Raw genomic sequence first — 22,307 nt, forward strand, 5'->3', positions numbered from 1 at the left:
ATCTGGCCGATCAAGCTCGGCGCGCAGGGCCTCGACCTGCCAGGCAATGACCCCGGGCAGCCGGCGCCTGGTCTCCCGCAGCGCGCTGGCAACCTGGACCATAGCCAGGTCCGGCCGCGCAGGCAGGGTGGGCAGGACCACCCGCAACCGACCGGGCGCCAGGAATCCGGAGTCGTCCAGTTGGATCCCGGGCACGATCAACGTCGGGTTGTTGACGCGCTGGCCGCCGATGTCGAACTCACCGATGAACAATGCGGTTTCCACCGGCGGCAGGCCAGGCAACCGCAGCAACCAGAGGTCCGTTCTCTGCCGGGTCCGGATGTGGATCGCCTGCTCACCGAGTTCGGTGAGGACGGCGCGGAAGGCGTCCACCGCCGCCGCCCGCAGCGCGGCCACGTCATTGGTAACCGGAACTTCCGAGCTCGCGGAGAGGGTGGGCAGCGCGAATCGCCTCGGCTTGCGCGGGTCGATCTCGGCGGACGGCCCCGGCTCGGGGCCTACCACAATGCGAGGCTCGTCACCCAGGTCCGCTGGGACGGTGCCGTGCCAATCCTGCGCGGCCTGCAACACGTCCGGCAGCACGTTGACCCAGCGCGGATCAATTACGACCCGCACCGCTGACACCGGCTGCCCGGGCGCGTCGGCCCGGTCCACCGTGGCAGGAAAGTCCAGTAGTGCAACCACATCGGAGCCCGGGGGCGCCATCAGGGTGAACTCGAACGACACCACCGCGCCATCGGGGAACATCACCTGCACGGGCAGGATGCCCAGCGAGTTCACCGGCCAAATCTTCACGTCGATGGCAGTGGCAGCGCCGAGCCTACGCAGCTCGTGGATGACCAGTTCGGCACCCTGTTCCGGTGAAACGGGCTCCGCGGTCAGCGGGGACCTGTCACCGGTCGGAATTGCCTGAACCCGTCCCGGGTACGGCACGTCGGGCCGGCGGGAACTCCCCTTGCGGGCGACGGGATCTCCGGCCCGGTTCCCGACGCCCGGGTTGGGCAGGTCCCACCCGGGCAGCCGGTCGGGATTGTGATGCCAGACGAACCCAATCCGCTCCGGCTTCCGCGCTCCCTTCCGGGGACGCCCAATACCCAGATCGCCGACGGGATCGAACTCGCCATGCTCGTTGAGCCCCATCGGCATCGGCGCGGCGGGATTCCGTTCCGCTCCGGGAGAATTCTCGCCACCGGATTCCAGCGGGTCCTGCACGGACGGGGCACCATCCGCCGTCGCATCCGATGATGTCGGCGCTTCGGGGGTTCCCGGGGTATCCGGATCGGTTGTGGTACCGCCACCGCCACCCACACCGAGCAGCTCCGTCACACCGTCGTCGCCGGTGCCGCGGGCCGGGCCGAGGAAATCCCCTACCAACAGCAGACGGTGGGGGTCCTCGTGGAGGAACAGGTCATTCGGTGCCTGTTGGAAGAATCCGATCTCGGCCCGCTGCTGGTCGATGTGGTCCACCCGGCCGTCCTCGAGCAGCGGGCTTACCGAGTCCGGTACCTGTTCGACGTACCGGCCATCGTCGGCCCTGGCCAGCAACTCCAGCGCAGTTCCCACGGTGAACAGCGCCGCCTTCTTGCGGCGGTCGAACAGGTTGGCGGCCAGCTGCTCGAACTCCAGCGGATCCCGGGCGTCGCGGGCGAGCTGCCCCAGGGCCGATCCGAGCCGGAGGTGGTTAAGGCCGAGCTCGTGGCCGCGGGTATCGATCATGCGCAGGCCGAGTGCCTCGGCCGTCAGAACGAACGCCTCCATGATGGACACATCGGAACGGAGCATCAGCGTGCCCGTGCCGTCCAACGCTCCCCCGCTGTCCTGATTGGCCCGGTAGAAACCACCGGTGCGTGGCTGGATGAGGAACGCCTGCGCTGGTCGGCCTGCAGGTTCCGAGTCCAGCCACTCAGCGCGGGCCAGCAGGTCGTGCGCAGCCGCAGCCAGCTCCTGCACATCGACCTGACGGTCCGAGGTGGTCTGCTGAGCTGCTCTGGTGAACAGGGTGCCGACGACGGCGAGCGACCATCGCGGCAGTACGCCGTCCTCCCGGAGACCCACCGGGGCAGCGACCATCGCCGGGTTGAGCGGAGCCGCTGACCGGATTCGTTCCGCAGCTTGCGCGGCGTCGGCGTCGCCGAGGTTGGCGCGCCGCTGCGCGGCGAGGCTCACCGTCGTTTGCAGCACGAGCAGCGCCTCGCCGTAGTCATCGCTACTGGGCTGCTCGTGCGTGGCCTGGTCGACGGCCCGCACATCGACCAGCGCGAAGGCAAGGGCCTGCCGAAGTGCGCCGTCGAGGTGGTCCCGCATCGCCGGATTGCCGAGCACGACGTCCGACTGGGCTTCCTGCCGGAGGGTCTCGACCAGCACCAGCGGCGGTGCTCCAGCTGGATAGTGCACCCGGACCTGCAGCAGCTGCCGAGCCAGCACCGGATCGATCGGCGGCCCGAAGACCTGCTGGGGAACCACCAGGCCGGGCTCCGGGGTTGCCAGCGCGGCCTTCTCAACAGCCTGGTCGCCGTGCGTGGCGAGTAGCTGGTCCACCAGTCGCTCCGGCCCCTGGAAATCGAGCACCTCGCCGCGCAGCAGCGTCCGTTCGGCCACCGGGTCCGTCTCGGCCGGGCTGATCAACGCGTCCACGCCCACCACCAGCAGGACTTCGGCGGCCAGGTGCAGTACCGCCCGACGGCCAACCGCCGAATCGGTACGCACGATGAGCAGTTCCAGCACCTGGCGCACCCACTGGTGCGACTCGTCGGTCTCGCGGCTTACCACCGGCGCCAACAGTTCCGACTGGACCAGTGCCGCGATATCGCGCACGGTCAGCGTTCCGGCCCGCGCCTCCAGCGTGTCCGCGACAATGCCCACAGCGTCATCGGCGTCCTCACCGACGAGTTGCTCGAAAAGGTCACCGAGACCGCCGAGCACGATGGGGTGTCCCGGTTCCCCGAACAACTCAGCGAACCCGGGATACCGGTCGAGCGCGAACGCCGGGTTCACCGGTATACGCAGCAGGTGCTGAGCACGTGAGCCGATCAGGGCCATGACGAGCGCGTGGGTTCGCTCGTCCAGGTGCACCACGAGTTCCCCGTCGGTATGGCTGATCTCGGTGACCGTGGCCGGTAGTTGGCTGAGGTTCGCCAGGCCCAGTGCTAGAGCGAGCTGCCCCTGTGGGGGTGCGACCTCGTCCAGGTCTGGGCTTCCCTGCAGGGCTTCGGCCGCCTGCGCCGTGTAGTCGGCGTAGGCCTGGTCCAGCTCACTCGCCGCCCGTTGCAGCTCCCGCAGCGTGGTGAGGAACGCGGCGGGTTCGGCGCCGGCCAGCTCCGACAGTGCCGACCGCACCACCGACACGGCGGTCGCCACCGCCGGATCGTCGACCAATTTGGCGAGCTTGGCGAACTGCCGCGGCCCCTCGATGGCCGTGATGAAATCGGACAGTACGGCATCGACGCCGACCCGGCTGATGCGCGCCCCGTCGCTGAACAGTTCGGCACGCGCGGCGGCCAGTAGCCGACGTGCCTGCGCGGCCTCGGCCTCCTGCCAGCCGATCGGCCTGACCGCGATCTGGTGCCGCATCGCGGCCTCCAGTTCCCGGCCTGTCGCAAACATCAGTACCCGGTGTGCCCGCAGCACACCGGCCGGCGTGGCCTCATCGGTTTGGTCATTCGACAGTCCATTGAGGAAATCTGCCATCGCCCTGGCAGCCCGGGCCGTCACCAACCGACCGCGCGCGGTCAGGTACTCGGCCGGGGTCGACGTGCTCTCCAGTTCACGCCACACCGTGTCGTCCTCGACCGCGGTCTTCGCGACGACCGTCCGCAGGAGGGGGGCGGCGAGGGTGATCACCGGGACCGCTTCGGGATCTCCCTCGGTAACCGGGATGACGATCAACTCGTCGGCGAGGTCCTCGTCGACCAGCGCATCCGCGACGTCGATGACCTGACGCAGCAGCTCGGCGTCCGTAGCCGTTTCCGTGACCTCCCGCAGCTCGAAGACGCCAAGCTGTGCCTCGTCGAGCAGGCGCTCCTGGTCGATCCTCAGCTCACCCAGGTCCACTGTGGCCACCACGGCGATCGTGGCCAATGCCGACAACGGACCTCCGGCGACGGTTCCGAGGTCCAGCTCCCACCGCTCCGGGGTGAACTCCGCGGCGAGCAGGTCCGCGAGCGCGACCTCGTCGGAACCGGGAGCGGCGTCCTGGCGGAGCTCGGCGACCACACCGTCCAACTGGCGCCCGAACTCGACGAAATCCTGGTACAGCCGTTGCAGGTCCGCCCGCTCGATGTCATGCGCGGGCACGGGGCGGAGGGAGATCGGGTCCCAGAACCGGCGCGCAAGCTCCTGCGCGGCCATGTTCAGCTCAGCCAACCCCCGCAGCTCGCCGATGGAGCCGACGGCGCGGCCGATGTGCTCCCGGATGCTGTCGAAGCGGTCTTCCAGCCGCGGCACTCGCTCCGCCGGAAGGCTCGTGGTGCCGGCTTCGACGAACGTGCCGAAGCCGTCGTCATCGGCGCCTCCCTCAGCGGCCGCCGCGAACTCGGTGGTGCCGACCCCAATCAATGCACGGATATCGGAATCGGCGACGGACAGGAAGGCCAGAAGTTCGGCTCGGCCCAGCGTTAGTGCGCCAGTCAGGTAGTTACGGGTCGCGCCGACCAGATCAACCAGCTCTCCCTGCTCGGCGATCGCCTCCAACTGGACGATGATGCCCTCGGCAAGGTCGGCTGCCAGCTCCGCGAAGGTCGCGCCGTCCGCCCGTAGCGGAAGTCCCTGCTGGGCCAGCACATGCGGCAGGAGGAGCGCCGCGACGTCGAGCACCTGCAGATTGGCCACCAGCTCCTGCCAGGCCTGGTCGGCCACGACGCGGGCATCCTCACCGGTCAGGCCGAGCCGGTTGACGAACTCGTCCAGCCCGGGAAGTCGAGCCAGCGCTGAGTTCTCGAAGATGGCGTCCAGTTGCGGAATGAGCGCGGGCGGTTCGGCGGCACGGTCGAGCAGCAGCCCGGCGATGACGGCGAGTGCGTGGGCCCGCGCCCGGTCACCGAGCTCGACCGTGGGCCGGTCGCCGACGTAACGGGCTGAGCCGTCCCACGCGGGCACGGTCACCGCGTCATAACCCCAGGGATCCCAAGCGAAGACATCCGACAGCCAGACAAGGTCGGCGATCCGCGAGTAGTCGTCGGCCTGCTCGATGACCTCGTTGAGGTAGCGAAGATGCGCCCGTGCGAATTCGGCGAGCCTGTCATGCAGTGCGTGGAGGGCGACGGCCAGCTCGCGCATCGGCAGCTCGTCCCGGCCAGCCAGTTCGACAGCCTCGACCAGCGCGTCCAGCTCCGCGTTCAGGTCGGCCCCCACCCAGTCGTCGGTGGACGTGTCCTCCAGCTCGGCCTGGGCCTGGTCGATCGCAGCGCGTGCTGCGTCTCGATATGCCTGGACCAACGAGCCATCCGGCCGGAACCCGGCGGTGTCGGCGTTCAGCCCGCGCGCGCGCGCGAGCCAGTCGAACCGGCGCCGGACATCCAGCTCCAGCCAGGCCATGGGGTCCAGCGCCGACTGCCGGGCGTCGTGTTCCCCGGCCCCCATGCCGCTCTCCAGTTCGAGCAGCTCCCGGTTCACCGGCGAGGTGAACACGTCCTCACGATCCAAGCCGACCTGCCGGGCGAACACGTCCATGACCCGCAGCCGTTCCTCGAACACACGTTCGCGGATGAGGTGCGCGCGCCGGAGCAGGAAGTCGACAAAGGACTCGGCATCGCGGGCCGCCTCGGCGTCGACCTGGTCAAGTGGAAGCACGGCGACCATGACCTCACCCAGGGCCCGCACCAGCACATCCGGCACCAGCAACGAACCGACCAACGGCATCGCCTGATTGGTCTCCCGGACGAGAGCCCCAGTGACCGATCCCGCCAGCTGCCGGATGTCGACATCGGCCGCCGAAGGGAGGAACGTCGAGCGGAGGGTCGCGAAGAACGCCAGCGGCTGGGTCGTGTCCGCGCCGTTGGGTGCGATGGCGGCGAAGCCGGCGGTCAGCGCGATCACGCTCAGGACGGACAGCGCTTCGCCGTCGACCAGAGTCACCTCGACGGAACGCACCTGGTGCGGGCTGAGGAAACTCCAGGTGGCCACGTCGATTCCAGCCGCCTCGAAGTCGGCGAGCAGCGTCTGGCCGCCGGCATCGCCGGCGAGCCCGGCGCTGAACCGGGCCGCATGCTCATTGAACTCGCTGGCCTCCTGGTACAACTCGGTCAGCTGGGCAAGCTCGAGCCCGCGCGCGGGGATCGGGCCTTCCAGGCCTTCCGGCAAGTTCTGCAGCAACTCTCGCGCCGCGTCGTTGAGCCGGTCCAGGGCCGAGATATGTGCCAACAGGTCCGCCGGGGACTCAACGAGCGCATACGCGACGCTGATGCGCAGCATCTGGTGTATCTGCTGGGCAACGGTATGCAACCTGGTCTCGACCGGCTCCGGGACGAAATCCCCGCCCGGTGCCACCGTAGCGCCGTCGCCGCCGGCCCCGCCGCCGTCGGCGTCGGTTGGCTGGTCGACGTCATCCGGCGCCCCGGGGACTGGTTCGGACCGTGAACCGTCCTCGCGCGCCCGCTCCGGAACCGCGTTCGGGCCGCCATCGATAGCCTCCAACGCCCGGCGGAAGTCGGACATCACGTCGCGAACCTCGGCCTCGGCGGCCGGTTCTCCTTCCTCGGGAAGGGAAATCTCCTCGAAGATCTCCAACATTTCCTGGGCCAGTGCATCGTTGGCTGCAGCCTGTGCCGGACTCCACTGCACCCCTTGGGGAACCGCTACGGTGAGGGCACTGCTGCTGTCGGCGCCTCCGGGATCGGCACCGTTGGAAACGTCTGGTTCGCCATCGAGCGCTGGCCGTGGTGCGAGGAGCTCCCCGAATTCCCCTGACAACGGATCCCCGTCGACGAAATGCCGCACAGCCTGCTTGGAGAGTCCGATATCGGCACCGGATTCCAGCACCTCCCACGCCTGTATCAGCACGCCTTCGCCCGCGTCCCTCGGCACGAGCCGCACACCGGGGAACAGCGAGTCGAGCTCGGCATCGGTCAGTTCGGGGAACATGTAGCCCCACAGTTCACTCGCCCGATGCTGAGCTTCCATCTGGACCTGCGCCGCGTACTTGGCGCGCTCACGCACCAGCTGACCACCCAGCCAGGCGAACTGGTCCGGGTCCCCGTTGGCGGTCACCGCATGGTCCCGCAACGACTCATACAGCCGCAACTGCGGATCCACAGTCGTCGGACCGTCAAGGGACATCAGCGCGAGAGTCGCCGGACCGTAGATTGTCGCCGCATCGAACAGCGTGACATTGCCGAGCACCAGCGTCCTGGACACGCCGCTCAGGTACGCCTGGTTCCTCCTGTCCAGCAGCAGGAAGTCAAACGCGTCCGGCTCGTACGCATGTGCCTCTACCAAGGGGTCCAGGGCGTCGGCGCTCATCGGGATGGTGTTCGGGAACAGGCGACTACGGCCGTAAAGGGCGCTGACCTGGCTGACCCAAGCGGCCGGGGTATAGCCCGTGACCTCCGGCGGTCGCTGCTTGTCGAGGAACTCGAAGAAGACCGTCAGTGTCGCGAGATCGGACAGCGCGAAGGTCTCCAGCGAATCCGCGGTCAGGTTCCTGGCGAGGTTCACCGGATGCAGGGGGTGGGCCTGCCGCAGTTGTGACCACGCCTGCTGGCCGGCCACATCGCGTTGGCTCGGATCAACCTCGTTGGTGTAAAGGGCGATGGACCGAGCCAGACTGCGCACCGTACCCACTGCACGATCATGCGCCTCCTGCAGCCGCGCACTGTCCGCATTGTTCGCGGCCAGTGTCCACGCGGTGGCCTCCTCCACGGAGAGTCGCTTCGCCAGGGTCTCGATTTCGTCGAGTGAGACGGCCCGAACTACGGCCTCGTCCGATCTGTCGTCGGTGGTCGCCGCGCGCTCGGCACTGACCGCTTCCAGGATTCGGGCAGCAAGCGAGCCGGGTCGTACCAACTGGCCGATCAAATCGGCGCCGACTGCGAGTTCCCGATCAGGGGCGTCGGAGCTGTCCTGCGTTATCTCCGGTGTCTGCTCAGCTGCTTGCTCGACCTCGGGCTCTCTGGTGGCCCGGTGCTCGGCGAGCAGCCGCTCGGCGACAGCACCTGGCGAGCCGTAGGCGAGCGCCCGGTGTTCGGGTGACAACACGCTCGCCGGCACGGCCCCGTTGGCTCCGACAGCTTGGCTTGCCAGCGCCCGCAACAGTTCCCTTTTCGCGGCGGCGAACTCGACCTGGTGGCGCAGTGTCTCGTCGATCTCAGCGGGTGAGTCCACGAGCTCGTCGAGCGCCGCAAAGATCGCGTCCACATCAGACACTTTCCGAAAATCGAAGTTCGCGGCGTCAACGGACACGAGCGCATACCATGCCGACAGATCCAGGGCGTCGATGCGCTCTCCCGGCGTTATCGCCGCCGGGATCGGCGCTTCGGTTTCGGAGAATTCATCCGTGAACCGATCAAAAGAAACGAAGAGTTGTACTTCATCCACGATCTCGGAAACTGTGATCGAGTGCAGCCACGTCTCAACCACAGCCCTCGACAGCTTTCTTATGTCGTATTCGACGGAGGCCGGATTGGTTACCGCGCGGCCAAGGAAGTCGATTCCTGTCGGATCGATGCGGAAGAAGTCGTAGCTCTGGTGAAACTCACCAAGGTGTTCAGAGGTTCCGGATAGCTCGACAAGAGCAAGGCCGTACTGGCGATATTCCTGGTCCAGTTCGGCCACGGCGTCGTGGAGCTGTCTGATGTGTTCCGACGACTGGTCATGCTCGTCTGGTCGGTGAAATTGGTCAATCAGTCGGATGATCTTGCTGATTCGGCCGCGCACACCTTGGATGCGGTAGTACAGAACTTCTTCCGCTGAAGGCGGCCGACCGGGCCGCCAGGAAGGCCAGGATGGTGGCGGGCCGTCCTGGGAGATCAGTCGGCGTGCAGCCTCATCGACGGTCTGGGTGACCTCCAGTAGGCCGGAGCGCATGTCCTGGGTGAAGAGAAACCCGGCAGCGTGGAAGACCAGCTGGAACATGTCCTGCCCCAGCGAGGCCCGGTGTTCGACGCCGGCGGCCAGCGGCAACGGCCCGTTACCTAGCTGCCACTTCGCCAGCTGCGCATCAAGGTATCGCTGATCCCCCTCGAATAGATCTTGGTCGGCGAACTGGACTATCTCGCCGAATCGGTCCACAAACCGTTTCCTGAGCGCGCCGACTTCGCGCATCGCCGGAGCGAGCATAGCCCTGTCGCGCCGTGACTGAAGCTCAGTGAAAGTGGCCACCCCGCCGAGTTCGTTCACCATCGCATCGGCGTTGACCGTCCACAATGTGAAGCCACCGAACAAGATCGTGGCCCCATGAACGACACTTCGCTGATCGCCGACAGCAGGCAGGTCGAACCGCGTCACATTCCTCGCAGGGAAGGCCGCGCCATGCATGGCCGACACCAGCCGACCCAGGTTGTCGACGAGGGTCAGGGTCGGGTCGACAACAGCACCGACCGGAACCATGGCGGCGTAGGCCAACAGTAGTTCTTGGTCCACCCCGTCCGGCCGAAGATTCGTGATGACATCGACCATGGCCAGCATTGTCAGCGGACGCAAGCGGCCGGTCTCGTCGAACTCCATATCGGACCGCGCTGGCACGTGAGTGGAGAGTCCACCATCCCAGGCAACGCCTGGCATCCGCTCCTGCAACTGTTCAGCTAGTTGCCAGAACTCATCCACTCCAGCACGGAGACGCCGAAGACGCTCGGTCTGCGCCCCAAGTCGTTCGGCAACCAGGTCCGGATTCGACCACTCGGCCGAGTCGACGGTAGCTCGTCGACGTTCAGCTTCGATCTCGGCGATCTCGACCAGAATCTCCTGGCCCCGAGTGTGCAGAGCTTCCAACTGCGCCAGCGGCTCGTTTGGAACCTGCTCCGTTATGAGTCTGGCCACCTCGTCCACGACGGCCTGGAACCGCTGCTCTACAGTGGCGTGCCGATCAGTGCTGCTGCCGCCGAGCTGCGCAACATTGCCGTCAACCGTATTGGTTGCCGAGGGGATGGCAGCGTCACTATCGGCACCCGCCGTGGCGCGCTCCGTGTTCGCCCGGTGCTCGGCAAGTAGCCCGGCTGCGATGGCGTCCGGCGACGAACTGGCAATAGCGCGATGCCGCGGGGACAGGCTCCGCTTCGACGCCCCCCAGGCTTCGGGAAGCTCGGAATAGTTCGCTGGCAGCAACCGCACCAGTTCCCGCAGCGCCGCAGCGATCGCGGCCTCATGGTATGGAACGTCGGCGACGGTCGGCAGCAAGTGCCGCAACTCGGTGACAATGGCTGTCCACTGCGAATCCGCCGCGAAATCAAGGCCCAGAGCGCGCAGGGCGACTGGCAGATAAGTCGCCGTCAGCTCCAGCATGCTGATGTCGGATCGGTCGAACATTCGCTGGTGTCCCTCAGCCAGCAGCCGATCAGCCACCTCAGCTGGATTCCGTGTGTACCCAGTGAGGTGAACGGCGACACCGTGCGGACGTGGTATCTCCGGGTTGTCGAAAACCACAGCGAGTCGTTGCGCGACGTCACGAACAAACTTGTCGAATAACTCAGGATTGCGGCCGTCCATATTCGGTACGGCTCTGGTCGCCCATTGTTCGTGATTGCGCAGCAGCTTGATGATCGCTGCCAGCGCCAGGGCGCGTGCCTCGTCACTGGTCTGGAGAACCTGCCGACCATCGTCCTCGGTGCGCACCGTGACGGGCACCCGGGTACCAACCTGATAGACGAGGCTGGTCGGATCGAGATGTTCGAACGTCATCGCAGGGAACAGGGAGTCGAACGCCGGCGACGAGGAATCAACAGAGCTAGCGACGAAGCCCTCGATTGCAGAGTATCTGTCCGCCAGGTGGGCTACGTTCCACCCGAACCCGCTGAGAGCCGCCGCCAGTTCGGTGACGGTGCTACCCCCCTGGTGGATTCGTTGGGCCGTCTCTCGAAGATCGTCTAGCAGACGGTCGAGCGACCACATAAGGAACTCAGCGACGCCGTCCTGATCATGCTCGGAGTTGTCGAAGATACTTCTGATCCGCTCGACCGCTTCCCCGAGCCGCGTAAACCCAGCATTCATGACATCGGGATCGAACAGACGGCCTCGGTCGTCGAACTTCCTGCCCCACTCCGGGGCGCCTTGCCTGGCGACGGTCTCGACGTCGGTAAGCCACAGCCCTTGCCCAGAGAACAACTGAGATACGGCCTCGCGCTGAACCTCAGCCTCCGAAGCGGTTAGCAACCATCGATGGGACGGCAGCGTGATGGCGAAGCCGCGGCGACGAAGGTCCTTGGCGATCGCCCGTTCGGTCAGCATTGCCCGCGTCGCCGCCGTCTTGTCGGTGTGCCGTTCGACCTCGGCGAAGGACGCTTCAGTGGCCTCGGCCTCTCGCCTGACGATCTCGGCCTGCAGGCTCAGAGCCAGCTCGCCGGCGAACCGGATGAACACATCGCCGGCACTGAACACCTGCGTGGTAGCAGTCAGAACGAGGGGCAGGCCCCGGTGCAACGATCCTTCCAGCCTTGGAGGAGCCGGAGTGTCGTCAAGTTGATACCCGGCCAGCCAGAACCGGGTGTTGTAGATCAGCTCAGCCAAATCCGTCGCGGGCAGGTCGAACCTGGCCTCGGCGAGCGCCAGCAGCCCGAGCATGCTCATCGGCATCAGGTACGCGCGATCGGGGCCGTCGCCGCGATCGTGCCCCGTTGCGTAATCGGCCAGTAACTCTCGGACCAGCGGATCCATCCACGCAGTGCGATCGAAACCGAACTCGGAATCGGCCAGCACCTCTATGGCGAGTGGGTTCACCCAGTTGGCATTGGTCACGCCCATGCCCAGCTGCAACCATGCCTGCAACTCAGCCGCGTCGCCATCGGTTGCGGCATCGAGCCGTGCCCAGAACTCTCCAACCTGCCGCCAGAAGTCGTCCAGCTTCTCCCTGAGCTCGAGCAGTTGACGGCCACCGCCGGACGGACGGGCCCATACGTCAGGACCATCCATGGGCGAAGTGTGCCGCCTCTGCGAAATAAGTCGCCAGAGATCAGCAACTTCTTCCGCTGTTTCGTTCAGACCGCTCAGCTCGACGAAGTACTGGTTGTCAGCTCCGCTTTCCGGCCACTGCGCCACAAGATCCTGAATGGATCGGAGAATGTTGGCGAACTGCACATCGGCCGAGACCCGCGTAGGCGGCGTCGAGCTACCGTCATCCGCGCTGTCGCCACCTCCTCCTCGACCGCCGTCGCCTCCGGTGCCTGCCCCACCGTCTGCAGGGCGGGCCACGTGATCGGCTTCCGGCGGCTCCGACGACTTACGCGGCACATCCGCGTCGAATCCCCACTCCCGGCCATCGCCACCGGGCTCGGTGTGATAGCTGAATGGGTCTGGTGTTCCTGGTTTTCGGTTCTGCCGGGCCGAAGGTGGAACCCCGAACGGATCGCGGCCGAACTCGTCGTTGCTGGGCGGTTCGGGCAGCCGCCGGGTTGGTGGCGGGCTTGGCTTGCGCGCCGCCACGACCACATCCGCGGCCTGCAATAGCTGCATAGCGTAATAGCCATGGGGCGCCGCTTCCAGAAGCCCCGACATGTTACGTACGGCGTCCCGGACGTCGTGCAGCGCGTTGGTGACCTTTAGTACCGCGCCGGATGGCTGGGTCTGTTGCAACAGATCGCTCAGCCGTTCCGCGGCAGCACGCAGCTCTGTCAATGCAGCCGACTCCGCCGACTGGGCCGCTTCCACCGCGGCGACCGCCTGAGGTACCCGAGCACGAGCGTCCCGCAGCTTCGCTTCCCTCGCCGCTTCCGCGCGATCCTCAGCCGCGTTCCCGGCCGAAGTCGTGGGGCTATCGCCGCCCCAGCCCCTACCGAGGTAGTGGGCCCCACCAGCAGAAGGCCACCGCCTATCGGTTTCGCGCCAGCGCAATCGGGTCTGCGCATCGTCAAGGTTCTGTTCCGTCTGCGCGTGTGCCGCCCTCGCGCTCTCCCAGGCGGCAGCCGCGTCCACCAGAGCGGCACGGGCTTCCACCAGCTTGGCCGGCATGCCGTTCCACGCCGACTGATCCGCAGCCGGCTCCGCACTAGCTGATCCCGACGCAGAGCCTTCGGTGACGGTGGGCACCATATTCGCGGTGTCGTCGGCGGAAACAACCACTGCGGCCTCCACAACCGCAGCAGCTTCCCCCGCTTCAGAATCAACCTGCCCAGCTGACGGTGCGCCGACTGTCACCTCAACCTCGGGAAACTCCGCAGCTACCGCATCCCGGAAGGCAGCGACCTCATCCACGCCCCAACGGCCGCCCTCCAGCGACACCACCCGAATCGGCCCACCCACCCACCGCACATCATTCGCAATGGCCCCCGCAACCTGAACCCCAGCCTCCCCCGGCACCACCCCCACCACGGCAGCACCGACAACGACCACAAAATCCTCATCGCCCTGACCAAAAGTGCGATCCACGAACAGCTGACGCACACCCGCCAACTCGTCCCGACCAACCCCGACAGCGACCCCACCCGGCATCGACCACAGGGCAACATCCCCAGCCGCGTCAGCCGTACCAGGTAATCCCGACGCAGAGCCTTCGGTGACGGTCGACACCACATCCACGGCGTCGTCGGCGGAAACAACCACTGCGGCCTCCACAACCGCAGCAGCTTCCAGGGCGCGGCGCCCGGCCTCGGAATGGACATGCCCAGCCGGCATCCTGGTTACGAGTTCAGCGAACTCACCAGCGTTACGCATCAGCTCGGCGGAGTCGCGCAGGATATAGGCGAGGTCATTCACCTGCCGGACAGCTGGCGGCACCTGCTGGTACTCGGCTTCCGCCGCACGCAGTTGCGGCTCGGCGTCAGCCAGTTCGCGTTCGGCGTCCGGCCTCTCGGCCACGTCATCCGGATGTTTGCTCTCGAGTTTCCGCCGGAACCGGTCAACACGCGCCCGCGCCGCGTGGACCCGCTCCCGAACCGGCCCGAACTCCTCTCCAGCCGCGGCTACGGCCGCATCCTCCAGCAACCGCCCTAATTCGTGACACAGGCCAGCGAATTCCCTGTCCGCCAGTCGTGCGTCGCCGCTGGCCTCGGTCTGCGCCAAAAATGCGGCAGCGTACCGTTCGCCAACCTCCTTCTTGCGTTGGTCGAGCGCAGCAACCTCCTCCGCACCCGCATTGCCACTCAACAAATCCTTACGTTGCCGGCTCACGGCCTCGGACTCACGCCCCAGACCGTCGAGCTCAGCCTTTGTTTCCCGAAAACGCTGTAGCACGGTCGCCGCTTCCTGTCCGGACGTGACCGCCCGCTGGGCGACCGCCGCGACCGCTTCATCCACCACCAGCAGGGGCAAGCCGGCGCCAGCACTGCTGATCGCATCGAGATCCGTGTCGCTCCGCGCGCTCGCCGAACCATCATCGTCGAGCGGTCGCGGTGCATGCTCGGCAATGATCCGCTCGGCGAGCGTCTTCGCTGACGCGCCGACCAGTCGCTGGTGTTCCGCTGACAAAGTGCTGCCACCCACGGCGGTCAGCGCGGCGGGGACGGCGACGTCGGGATCCGACAGGCCAGTGAGCAGTGCTCGCAATGCCGCGATGAACCGGGCCGCGGCGACCAACTCGTCAGCGAGTTCGGCCGAGCCGGTTTGTGCGTGCAGCTCGGTGAGGATTTCCTCGAGGTTCGAGACAGCGCTCAGCTCGGTACCAAGGGCCCGCAATGCCACCGGCAGATAACGCGCCGCGAGGCTGAGCCCGTCAATCTCCCCGTCTTCGGTCGGCGGGATCGGCGCTTCCGAATCGTTGAACACATCCTGGAATTTCTCGGCGTGCTCAACCGTGACGCGCAGTTGGGCCAACCTGGGATCGAGGTCCAACCAGGTCTCGATCACTGCCTGCATCAGGGCACGCGCGGAATCACTGACCTCGACGTCGCCACCCGCGCGTGCCAGCTGGAACTGGGCGTTGGCTAGAAACTCGGGACTCAACGGTGCCAGAAACGAGAAGTCGGCCTCGTGGAAGAATCTGGACAGCAGCTCGTCATTGAACTTGTTGTCAGCTACGAGAAGGACACCATACTGGTGGTAACTCTTGTCTAGTTCCGACACTTCGCTATGCAGATTCTTGATCTGCTTGGCGTACTGGCTCAGTCCGTCCAGAACGACATCGTCGACGCCATTATAAACATTTTCGACCTCTGTCCCGACCTTGATCAGACGTCGCTGCACATCTCGAACCGCTCCAGCTAGATCCGGGCGCAGTCGCGCAGCCTCCTTGGTCGCAATGTCTATGAGTAGCAGCCCTCCAGGGACCTCGCTCATATTCAGTAACCGCTCGATGTTGGTGCCGACTGAATTCGGCACCCCCTCGACCTCGACTGGCAATCCCCAAAAGTCCATGCCGAGCATCGTCCGATGCTCCGTCACCGCGGTCAGGGGGAGCGGACCTCGTTCGAATTGCCACCGCGCCACTGACCGGAGCGCGTATGGGGAGTCGACGTTCATCAGCAATTGATCGGTCTGCGACGAGAAGACGCCACCGAACTGATGCACGAGGGCCACCATCAACGCGACCTTGTCGTCCAGAGCCTGCTTGAAGACGACGCCGTCGCTGGTGAGAACCAGCTCGGTGTAGTTAATCGCGTCGGGTCGTGCAGCACGGACTATGTTGTCGGCATCCGCTGTATAGATCGAGAAGGCACCGCGGAGGATCGCGGCCCCCTCCGCCACCCTGATCCGCTTCTGGCTCACCGATTCCGGGTCAACGATAGGGCTGTTGTGCACCACCCGGACGATTTCGCCCAGATTCCAGACCGGCTCCGCGTCCGAGCTGAAAACGGCACCCAGTGGGACGGTGTACACGTACGCAGCAAACGCCGCAATGTCTACGTCAGCACTCACCTGGTGGACCAGGTCGATAAGGAACGCAGCAGTCAAGGGTTGCGGCCGGCCGTACTGGTCGAACGCCATATCGGAGCGGACAAAAGTTCTGGCGTTCAGCGCGCTAGTCCATGCGGACGGATCGATATTTACGCGGGCGAAGGCATATGCTAGTTCGGGCTTTTCGTCGCTGGCGGCCTTGAAATTGTCCTGGAATTGTGCGACCTGGGCGGCGACCTCATTCAGCAGCTCGCCCAACCGAAGTAACCGACGGCCCTGCTCGCCCGTCGTATCCGACGGCGATCCGTGTGCTTCGGTCAGCTCAGCTACTTCGCGCTCGATTCCCTCTAGAACAACGCGGAGCCGGTCCAGTCCCGTCATCAGCGGACTCGACGGATCGAGCCCCTGGTCGGCCAACGCCGCGATAGCCTGGCCAATCTCTGCGGCGACGCCCTCGAATCGGTCTTCGATCGTTGGTCGCCGCCGACGAGGCGCCGGGGCACCGCCACCGTCGGCATTAGGCGGCGTCGTCGATGCCGCCGCTGCTTCCTTCCGGGCGCGATGATCGATGATCAGTTGCTCGGCCAGCGTCGCAACAGAGCCGGGCACGAGGTCGTCCCCTAACAGCGCAGCCAAGTACCAAGCCGCCAGCTCGAGCCCGGTGATCTCGGTGGCCCCCTCGACCGCACCGGCTGGCATGGGGACAGCCGGATCGGCGAACAGCTCGTCCAGCTTGGCCACGACGTCTGGCGACTCCGGCCATCCCGCGAGCGTGGGAATGGCGTCGGCATTGGCATTGAGCCACCGTTCGACCGCAAGCCTGGCCAAGGCCCGTGCGGAAGTGTCGACCGTGACCGGCGAGCCTTCCTCCGAGGTGACCCGCAGCGGGAACCGCGCATTAGCGAGGAATTCCGGGCTGCCGGGAGCCAGCCGGACGAAATGGAACAGCTGATAGAAGTCATCCAGCTGCGACGTTGGAATCAATGTGGCGACGCGTGCCCCGTAGCGGAAGTACGCGTCGTCCAAAGCCCACACCGCGTCATCTAGCTGCCCGAGCCAGTCCGCGAACTCCCGGACAGTGCCAAAGCCCTCGTGTACGAGATCGACATGCATGCGCATGGCAAGCAACTTGTTCCGCAGCGTCTCAATGGCTTCCTTGAGCTCCTGCTCCGCTGGAGTCAGGGTTAGCTTGTCATCAAGGAACCTTTCACTCGCGAGGTAGGTCAGCTGGTCGATCTCCGTGAGCCTGGCACGCACCACGTCCAGGGCAAACAGGCGGCCGGTGTCATCCGCGCCCGGGCCCCACACGTCTGTGCCGGTCATCGGTGTTGCCCGCCATGCCTGCGTGGCCGCAATCTGCCACACCAGGTTGGCCACCGCGACCATGCTCAGATCATTCCCAGGTCGGAACCGCAACGTGAAAGCTGTCGTCAGCTGCAACAGTCCTTCACGGAACGAACCGGCGCGCCCCCGGATCGCGTGGACCGCGGCCATCGCGGTCATCGCCTGCAGATAACCGGCTTCGTCGAACTCTGGTGCGCTGCCGTCGAGGCCCAGAACATCTGCTCCGAAGAGCTGCTGCAAGTCTTCGAGATTGAATCCCGCGACGTCCAGGACCAACTGCAACGCGAAATCGGGCTCCTGATGGCCCTTGTCGAGACTGTTTCCCAGCAACCGCAAGGAGTCCGTCAGCTGGGAGATTCTGTCGTACAAGGCCCTGAGCTGCTCGGCCGTGTCATCCAGCGAACCCTGCGCATCCGGACTGTGCGGAAGCGACTGCCTTTGCTCGGCAAGGTCCGCGATGTTGTTCGCGATCTGGTGGGCTTTCCTGCGTGCGTCGAGCAGATTTTCCGGACGGCGGCCCTGACCGCCCTGCGCCTCCCATATCGAATCGATCAGCTCGGTAAGTTGCCTGAACCTCGTGTGATGACCCGGCTGGCTCGGTTCGCCGCTACTACTGTCACCGTTGTCGCCGTGGCTGCCACGGCCGCCATCCCAGCCTCCGCCACCGGCGGCCCCACCGCTTGTCCCACTTCCCCCGGCGCCGAGCCCGTCGCCCATGAAAACGTCGCGCTGACTCGGTGACTCCGGCCGCCCAGTGCCCGAGGAATGCCCACCCGCTTTCAGCGGCTGGCTCTGCTGGCCCTCCTCATCCTCGTCTTCCTCCTCATGCCAGTCGTCTTGCGGATTGGCTGCGTGAGGCTTCTTGGCCGCTTCGCGGCTGTGGGCCCGCGACTCGGCCAGTACTTTCGCGATCGACTCGATATCGAACCTTGCGCCTTGGCGGGGAGCGACCATTGCGCCTGGCTGCGCGGCTACCAGATCGGAGAGCAGCCGCGCCAGCACGACCCCCGCCAGCGGGCCTTGCGGCATTCTCGCGCGTGCCGCGGGAGTTGCTGTCGGCGGCAACTCGGGGCGCTTCGGGCCGGGAAGGCCGTCACCCAGCCCGTCGGGATCTGGTCCCCCTTCGGGCAACCCCAATGTAGTCTCGGCGTCCGCGGTGTCCGCGGTGTCCGCGCTGTCCGCGGCGTCCGGCAAGTCCGCAGCGAGCTTGGCCAGCATCTGGCTCAAGCCGTACGGCGGAATCGCGCTGGTCAGGATCTCCTTCCTGAGGTCCGCCGCGGCAGGATCGTCCGCGTTGAGCTCGGCAGCGTGCCGGTGGGCCTGATGCGCCTGCGGGGTTTCCAGGCGCAGCACCACCGTCCTGCCGGTTGCGGGGTCATACCACGTGGTGACCACACCGGGATTCGGATCATTGCCTGCCCAGCCGTTGTCCACCCGCAACAGTACGTACCCGCGCTCTTTCAGGGCAGCGTGCAGTTTCAGGACGTCACCCGTGTAGGTCATTGCGCTGGGCAGGCGCACGGAGACCGGGTCGGTGCTCGGGTCACCCTCGCCCAGGAAGGTCTTCGCGCCACTGACGGCCTCGGCGATTGCGTCAGCCACCGGACGGATCCGGACATCGTGTGCGGCAGCGACGAGTCCGTCAGCCAGATCGCCGAGACCACGGAGCATGCGGTCGAGGCTCCACATCGCCGCGAGGAAGGTTAACGCCGTGGCGTCGGGGCCAACGGTGAAGGTGGCTGGTGAGATCTGCTTGCCGTCAGGCCCGAACTGGGGTGGCTCGGCCTTGAAATCACGCTCGCCCATGCGCTGGTCGACCACGGTGCGGACGTCCACGGTCAGGGTGTAGCTGTGCAGCCGCGCCAAGTCATGGGCGAGCTGCTGAATCTGTCCATTTTGGGCAAACAGAGCCAGCAGCTGATCGGCCGCGTCGTGAACTTCCTGCGGCTGCTCCGGCAAGCTGCCCCTGACCGGTGGGTGCTCGGACGCCTGAGTGAGGTCAGCGAGGTTGTGGCTCGGCGGTGTGCTGTCGTCCGGAACCGTCGCCTGCAGCGCCTCGTAGATCGACTCGAGGACTTGAGTCGCGCTCGCGTCGGTGATTCCTTCAGCCGGAAGATGCACAATATGCGGGCCGCGTTGCGTGAGCTGCCCAGTGGGACGCTGGAACCACTCGGCCGGCTCGACGACGGCCTCCCCCGCCGGCACCCTGGGGCTGAACCGGAGTTCGAAGGCGACCGCGGTGCCATCCGGCATACGGGCCAACATGGGGCCACGGGACTGACCGCTGAGGCGGCCTGCCGCGCGTAGCCGATCGAGCTCCTGTCGAATGGCTCGCTCGGTTTCCGTGACACCCGCGCTGCCCGATGTGGACGGCGCCGGCACCTGAGTACTGATTCGACGCGGCGGAGGTGTCCACACGTTGTAAGACTTGGTTGACGAGCTCGGCGCCGTGGCGCGGCCGGATGCATTCGTCGGTATGGTCGCCGACGCGATATCGAGCATCTGCGACCACGCGGCATTGACCTGCTCCGCGACCTGACTCACCACCAGAGCTGTCGCCTTGTGCTCGTCAGTTACGGATACGAGAACACCGGCGGAGACGCTGACGACCAGGACCGAGCCGTCCTTCGGCCGCCATCCCTCAGGGGTGAGTTCGAACTCCGGCGACTTGACGACCATCGCACCGTTCGGCAGGCCCGCGTCCACCACCGCCTGTGCCGGGACCGTGGCTCCGTTCGGCAGCGTCAACTGGAAGGTCTGCGTTTCCTGGTCGATCTGGCCCGGCGTAATACCGTGCGAGGCCATCGCATGCGCCAACGCGTCAGCCACGAGCCCTGGCGAACTCGTCCACTTTACACCGTACGAGGGGAGCGCACCACCGGTCTGTGCCCCGACGCTCTCCCCCTTCCACGTGGACTCGGCCTGGTCTGTCGGGGGCGGCTGGGTTTCGGCCGTGGCACTATCGTCCGAATCCGAGCTCGGCGCGGCGTCCATTATGGCCGGTTGCGGGGTGGCTGAACTTTCCGGGACCGCGACGACCTCCGAACCACCCTCGTCGCCAACGACCGCGCGCAGCGCGCTCTGCTGGGCGGGCGCCTCCCCTGGCTCCGCGGTCGCCGCGCGATCCACCGCCGGCTGGCTGGGTACCGCGGTCTGCCCGGTAGCCGGGACAGCGGCAGCCGCGCCGACACCATGTTCGGTTTCCTGCTTCTCCGCCGTGGCGGAGTTCGCGTTGGTTTGGTCCTGCTGCGTTCTCTGCGGCGAGGTACTGGCCGTCGTCGTGGACGCCGCGTGGGTACTGGTGCCCTGACCGGTGACGGTCGCTGGCACGGCGCTGGCGGCGTTCTGTGCAGTCGTCGCTGCACCGCCGGCGGCGGAGTTCTGCGCAGCCGCCGACGCGGCACCACCATTGGCAGCGGCTGCTGCCGACATCGACGCGGCCGTGAACGAGCCGGCGCCCGCCGTTCCTGGGGCGAACCCGATGATGTTGCGTATTTGTGGGGTACCAGCCTGGGAAGAATTATGAAGGTACGCGGATTGGCGAATGTTGTCGGCCGCGGTGCTCCAGTCGTGCCGGCCAATCGCCCATTCCCACAGAGCGCCGCTGACAAGGTTTTCCACCGTGGACGCCCACACGCCGTCCCAGGACAGTTCCTGCCCTTCGCCGGCTGCCTTCGCGCTCTCCCCCGTGCTGGCCGGCGCGTTGCTGTACAAGAGATTGGTCGCGGCGGTCGACACGACCAGTCCCGACGGGCCACCAATGACGCCGAGCGCCGCATAGTCGACGAACCGGCCGTTCCGCGCGAACCCCAGCCACGCCGCGGTGCCCACCGTCGCGACGAAGGTGACCGCGGTTCGTTTGAGGTCGAAATCGTACCTGAAGTTGGTGGATATTTCTGTACGCGTCTGGGCGTAAAGGTCGGTCAGCACCGCGAACTTCAACGCGCTGTTGACGCCCATCCCGTAGACACTCTTCCAGACGACCTTGCCGGCGCTCGGAGCGCTGGCAACGGCATCCCTCGCCGCGGCCCAGGCAATATCGTCCAAATAGGACGGCAATACGTGGCGTGCGCCGACCGTCGTACCGCCGTAGAGGGCGCTCGCGCGAGCTGCCACGGCACGCTCGAAACGCCCCGTTCCCACCTCTCGCAGAATCTCCCTCGCCGCACCGCCCCTGATCAGCTGGGCGCGGATATTGCGCGCCGCTTGTGCGCCGGTGTGCGAACCGGCGACAGCAGCTCTCGCCCGCAGAATTGGATTTCGCAACGGTGCGCTTGGCAAACCGACCGGTACCCGAACAGGCGGCTTGGGCTTCATCGCACCAAGGCGTGTCGCGATATTCCGTATCGTGATCGGTACGTCCGCGGAATTCATCAGCGCGGTACGGAGAGCGGCCCGCAATGCCGCGTTCTTCGCCATCACCCGCTCGAGGACGACCGACAGAAATCCCAAGGAGGCACCGAAGGACCAGACCGCGTTGATCAGGGCGCGCACGACCTCGTACATCAACATGACGAGGTTGGCTTGCATCATGTACAGGCTCAGCAAGAAATCGGTGAGCGCGGCGACGTTGTTCTGGCTGAGATCTTGGTAACCCGTCGAGACATCGCTCGTGTCACGAGCGATGTCGTGCAGAGCGCGGTCCCGTTCGATCGGCGCGCCACTACCGGCCCAGGCACCACCCTCCCGCTCCTGCCTATTGACCTCCACCAGCTCATCGGTGTGCGCGATCCTGTCGGTGGACGCTTCGAGAAGCAGCTCGACGAGTTGCTTCAGCTTCGCAAAATCGGCGTGTGGCAGCGGCCCGAGGATCAGGTCGACCAACGGGCTGAAACGAAGGTTGAGGTACTCGAGTGCCAGTCCAGTTGGCGTAAGATTAATTATCCCGAGGTTCCTCATCCACGATTCAACTGTGTCGAGGGCCTCGTCTACTTTGCCGAAGAAATCCTTGATCGAATCGGCGAACGCCAGGGTAGCCCTGTCGAACGGATCAGTCACTGGTCACCGTCCCCGCGCACAACCAGTCGCCCTTCCCGACCGCCACAGCGGAAACG

General features: G+C 66.0%; 1 protein-coding gene (only partly in view). It reads right to left on the reverse strand.

Annotated features, from left to right (window positions below; all coding sequences use genetic code 11):
• Positions 1-22,251, reverse strand: partial view of a hypothetical protein gene (locus tag ABZ863_RS06030; RefSeq protein WP_358531570.1) — the start only. It extends 41,835 nt beyond the left edge of the window; the window shows 22,251 of its 64,086 coding nt (coding positions 1-22,251); its start codon is at positions 22,249-22,251; the stop codon falls past the left edge of the window.
• Between the last annotated feature and the right edge of the window lie 56 nt (positions 22,252-22,307).

Source organism: Saccharomonospora sp. NPDC046836, assembly GCF_040645195.1.
GTDB lineage: Bacteria > Actinomycetota > Actinomycetes > Mycobacteriales > Pseudonocardiaceae > Prauserella_A.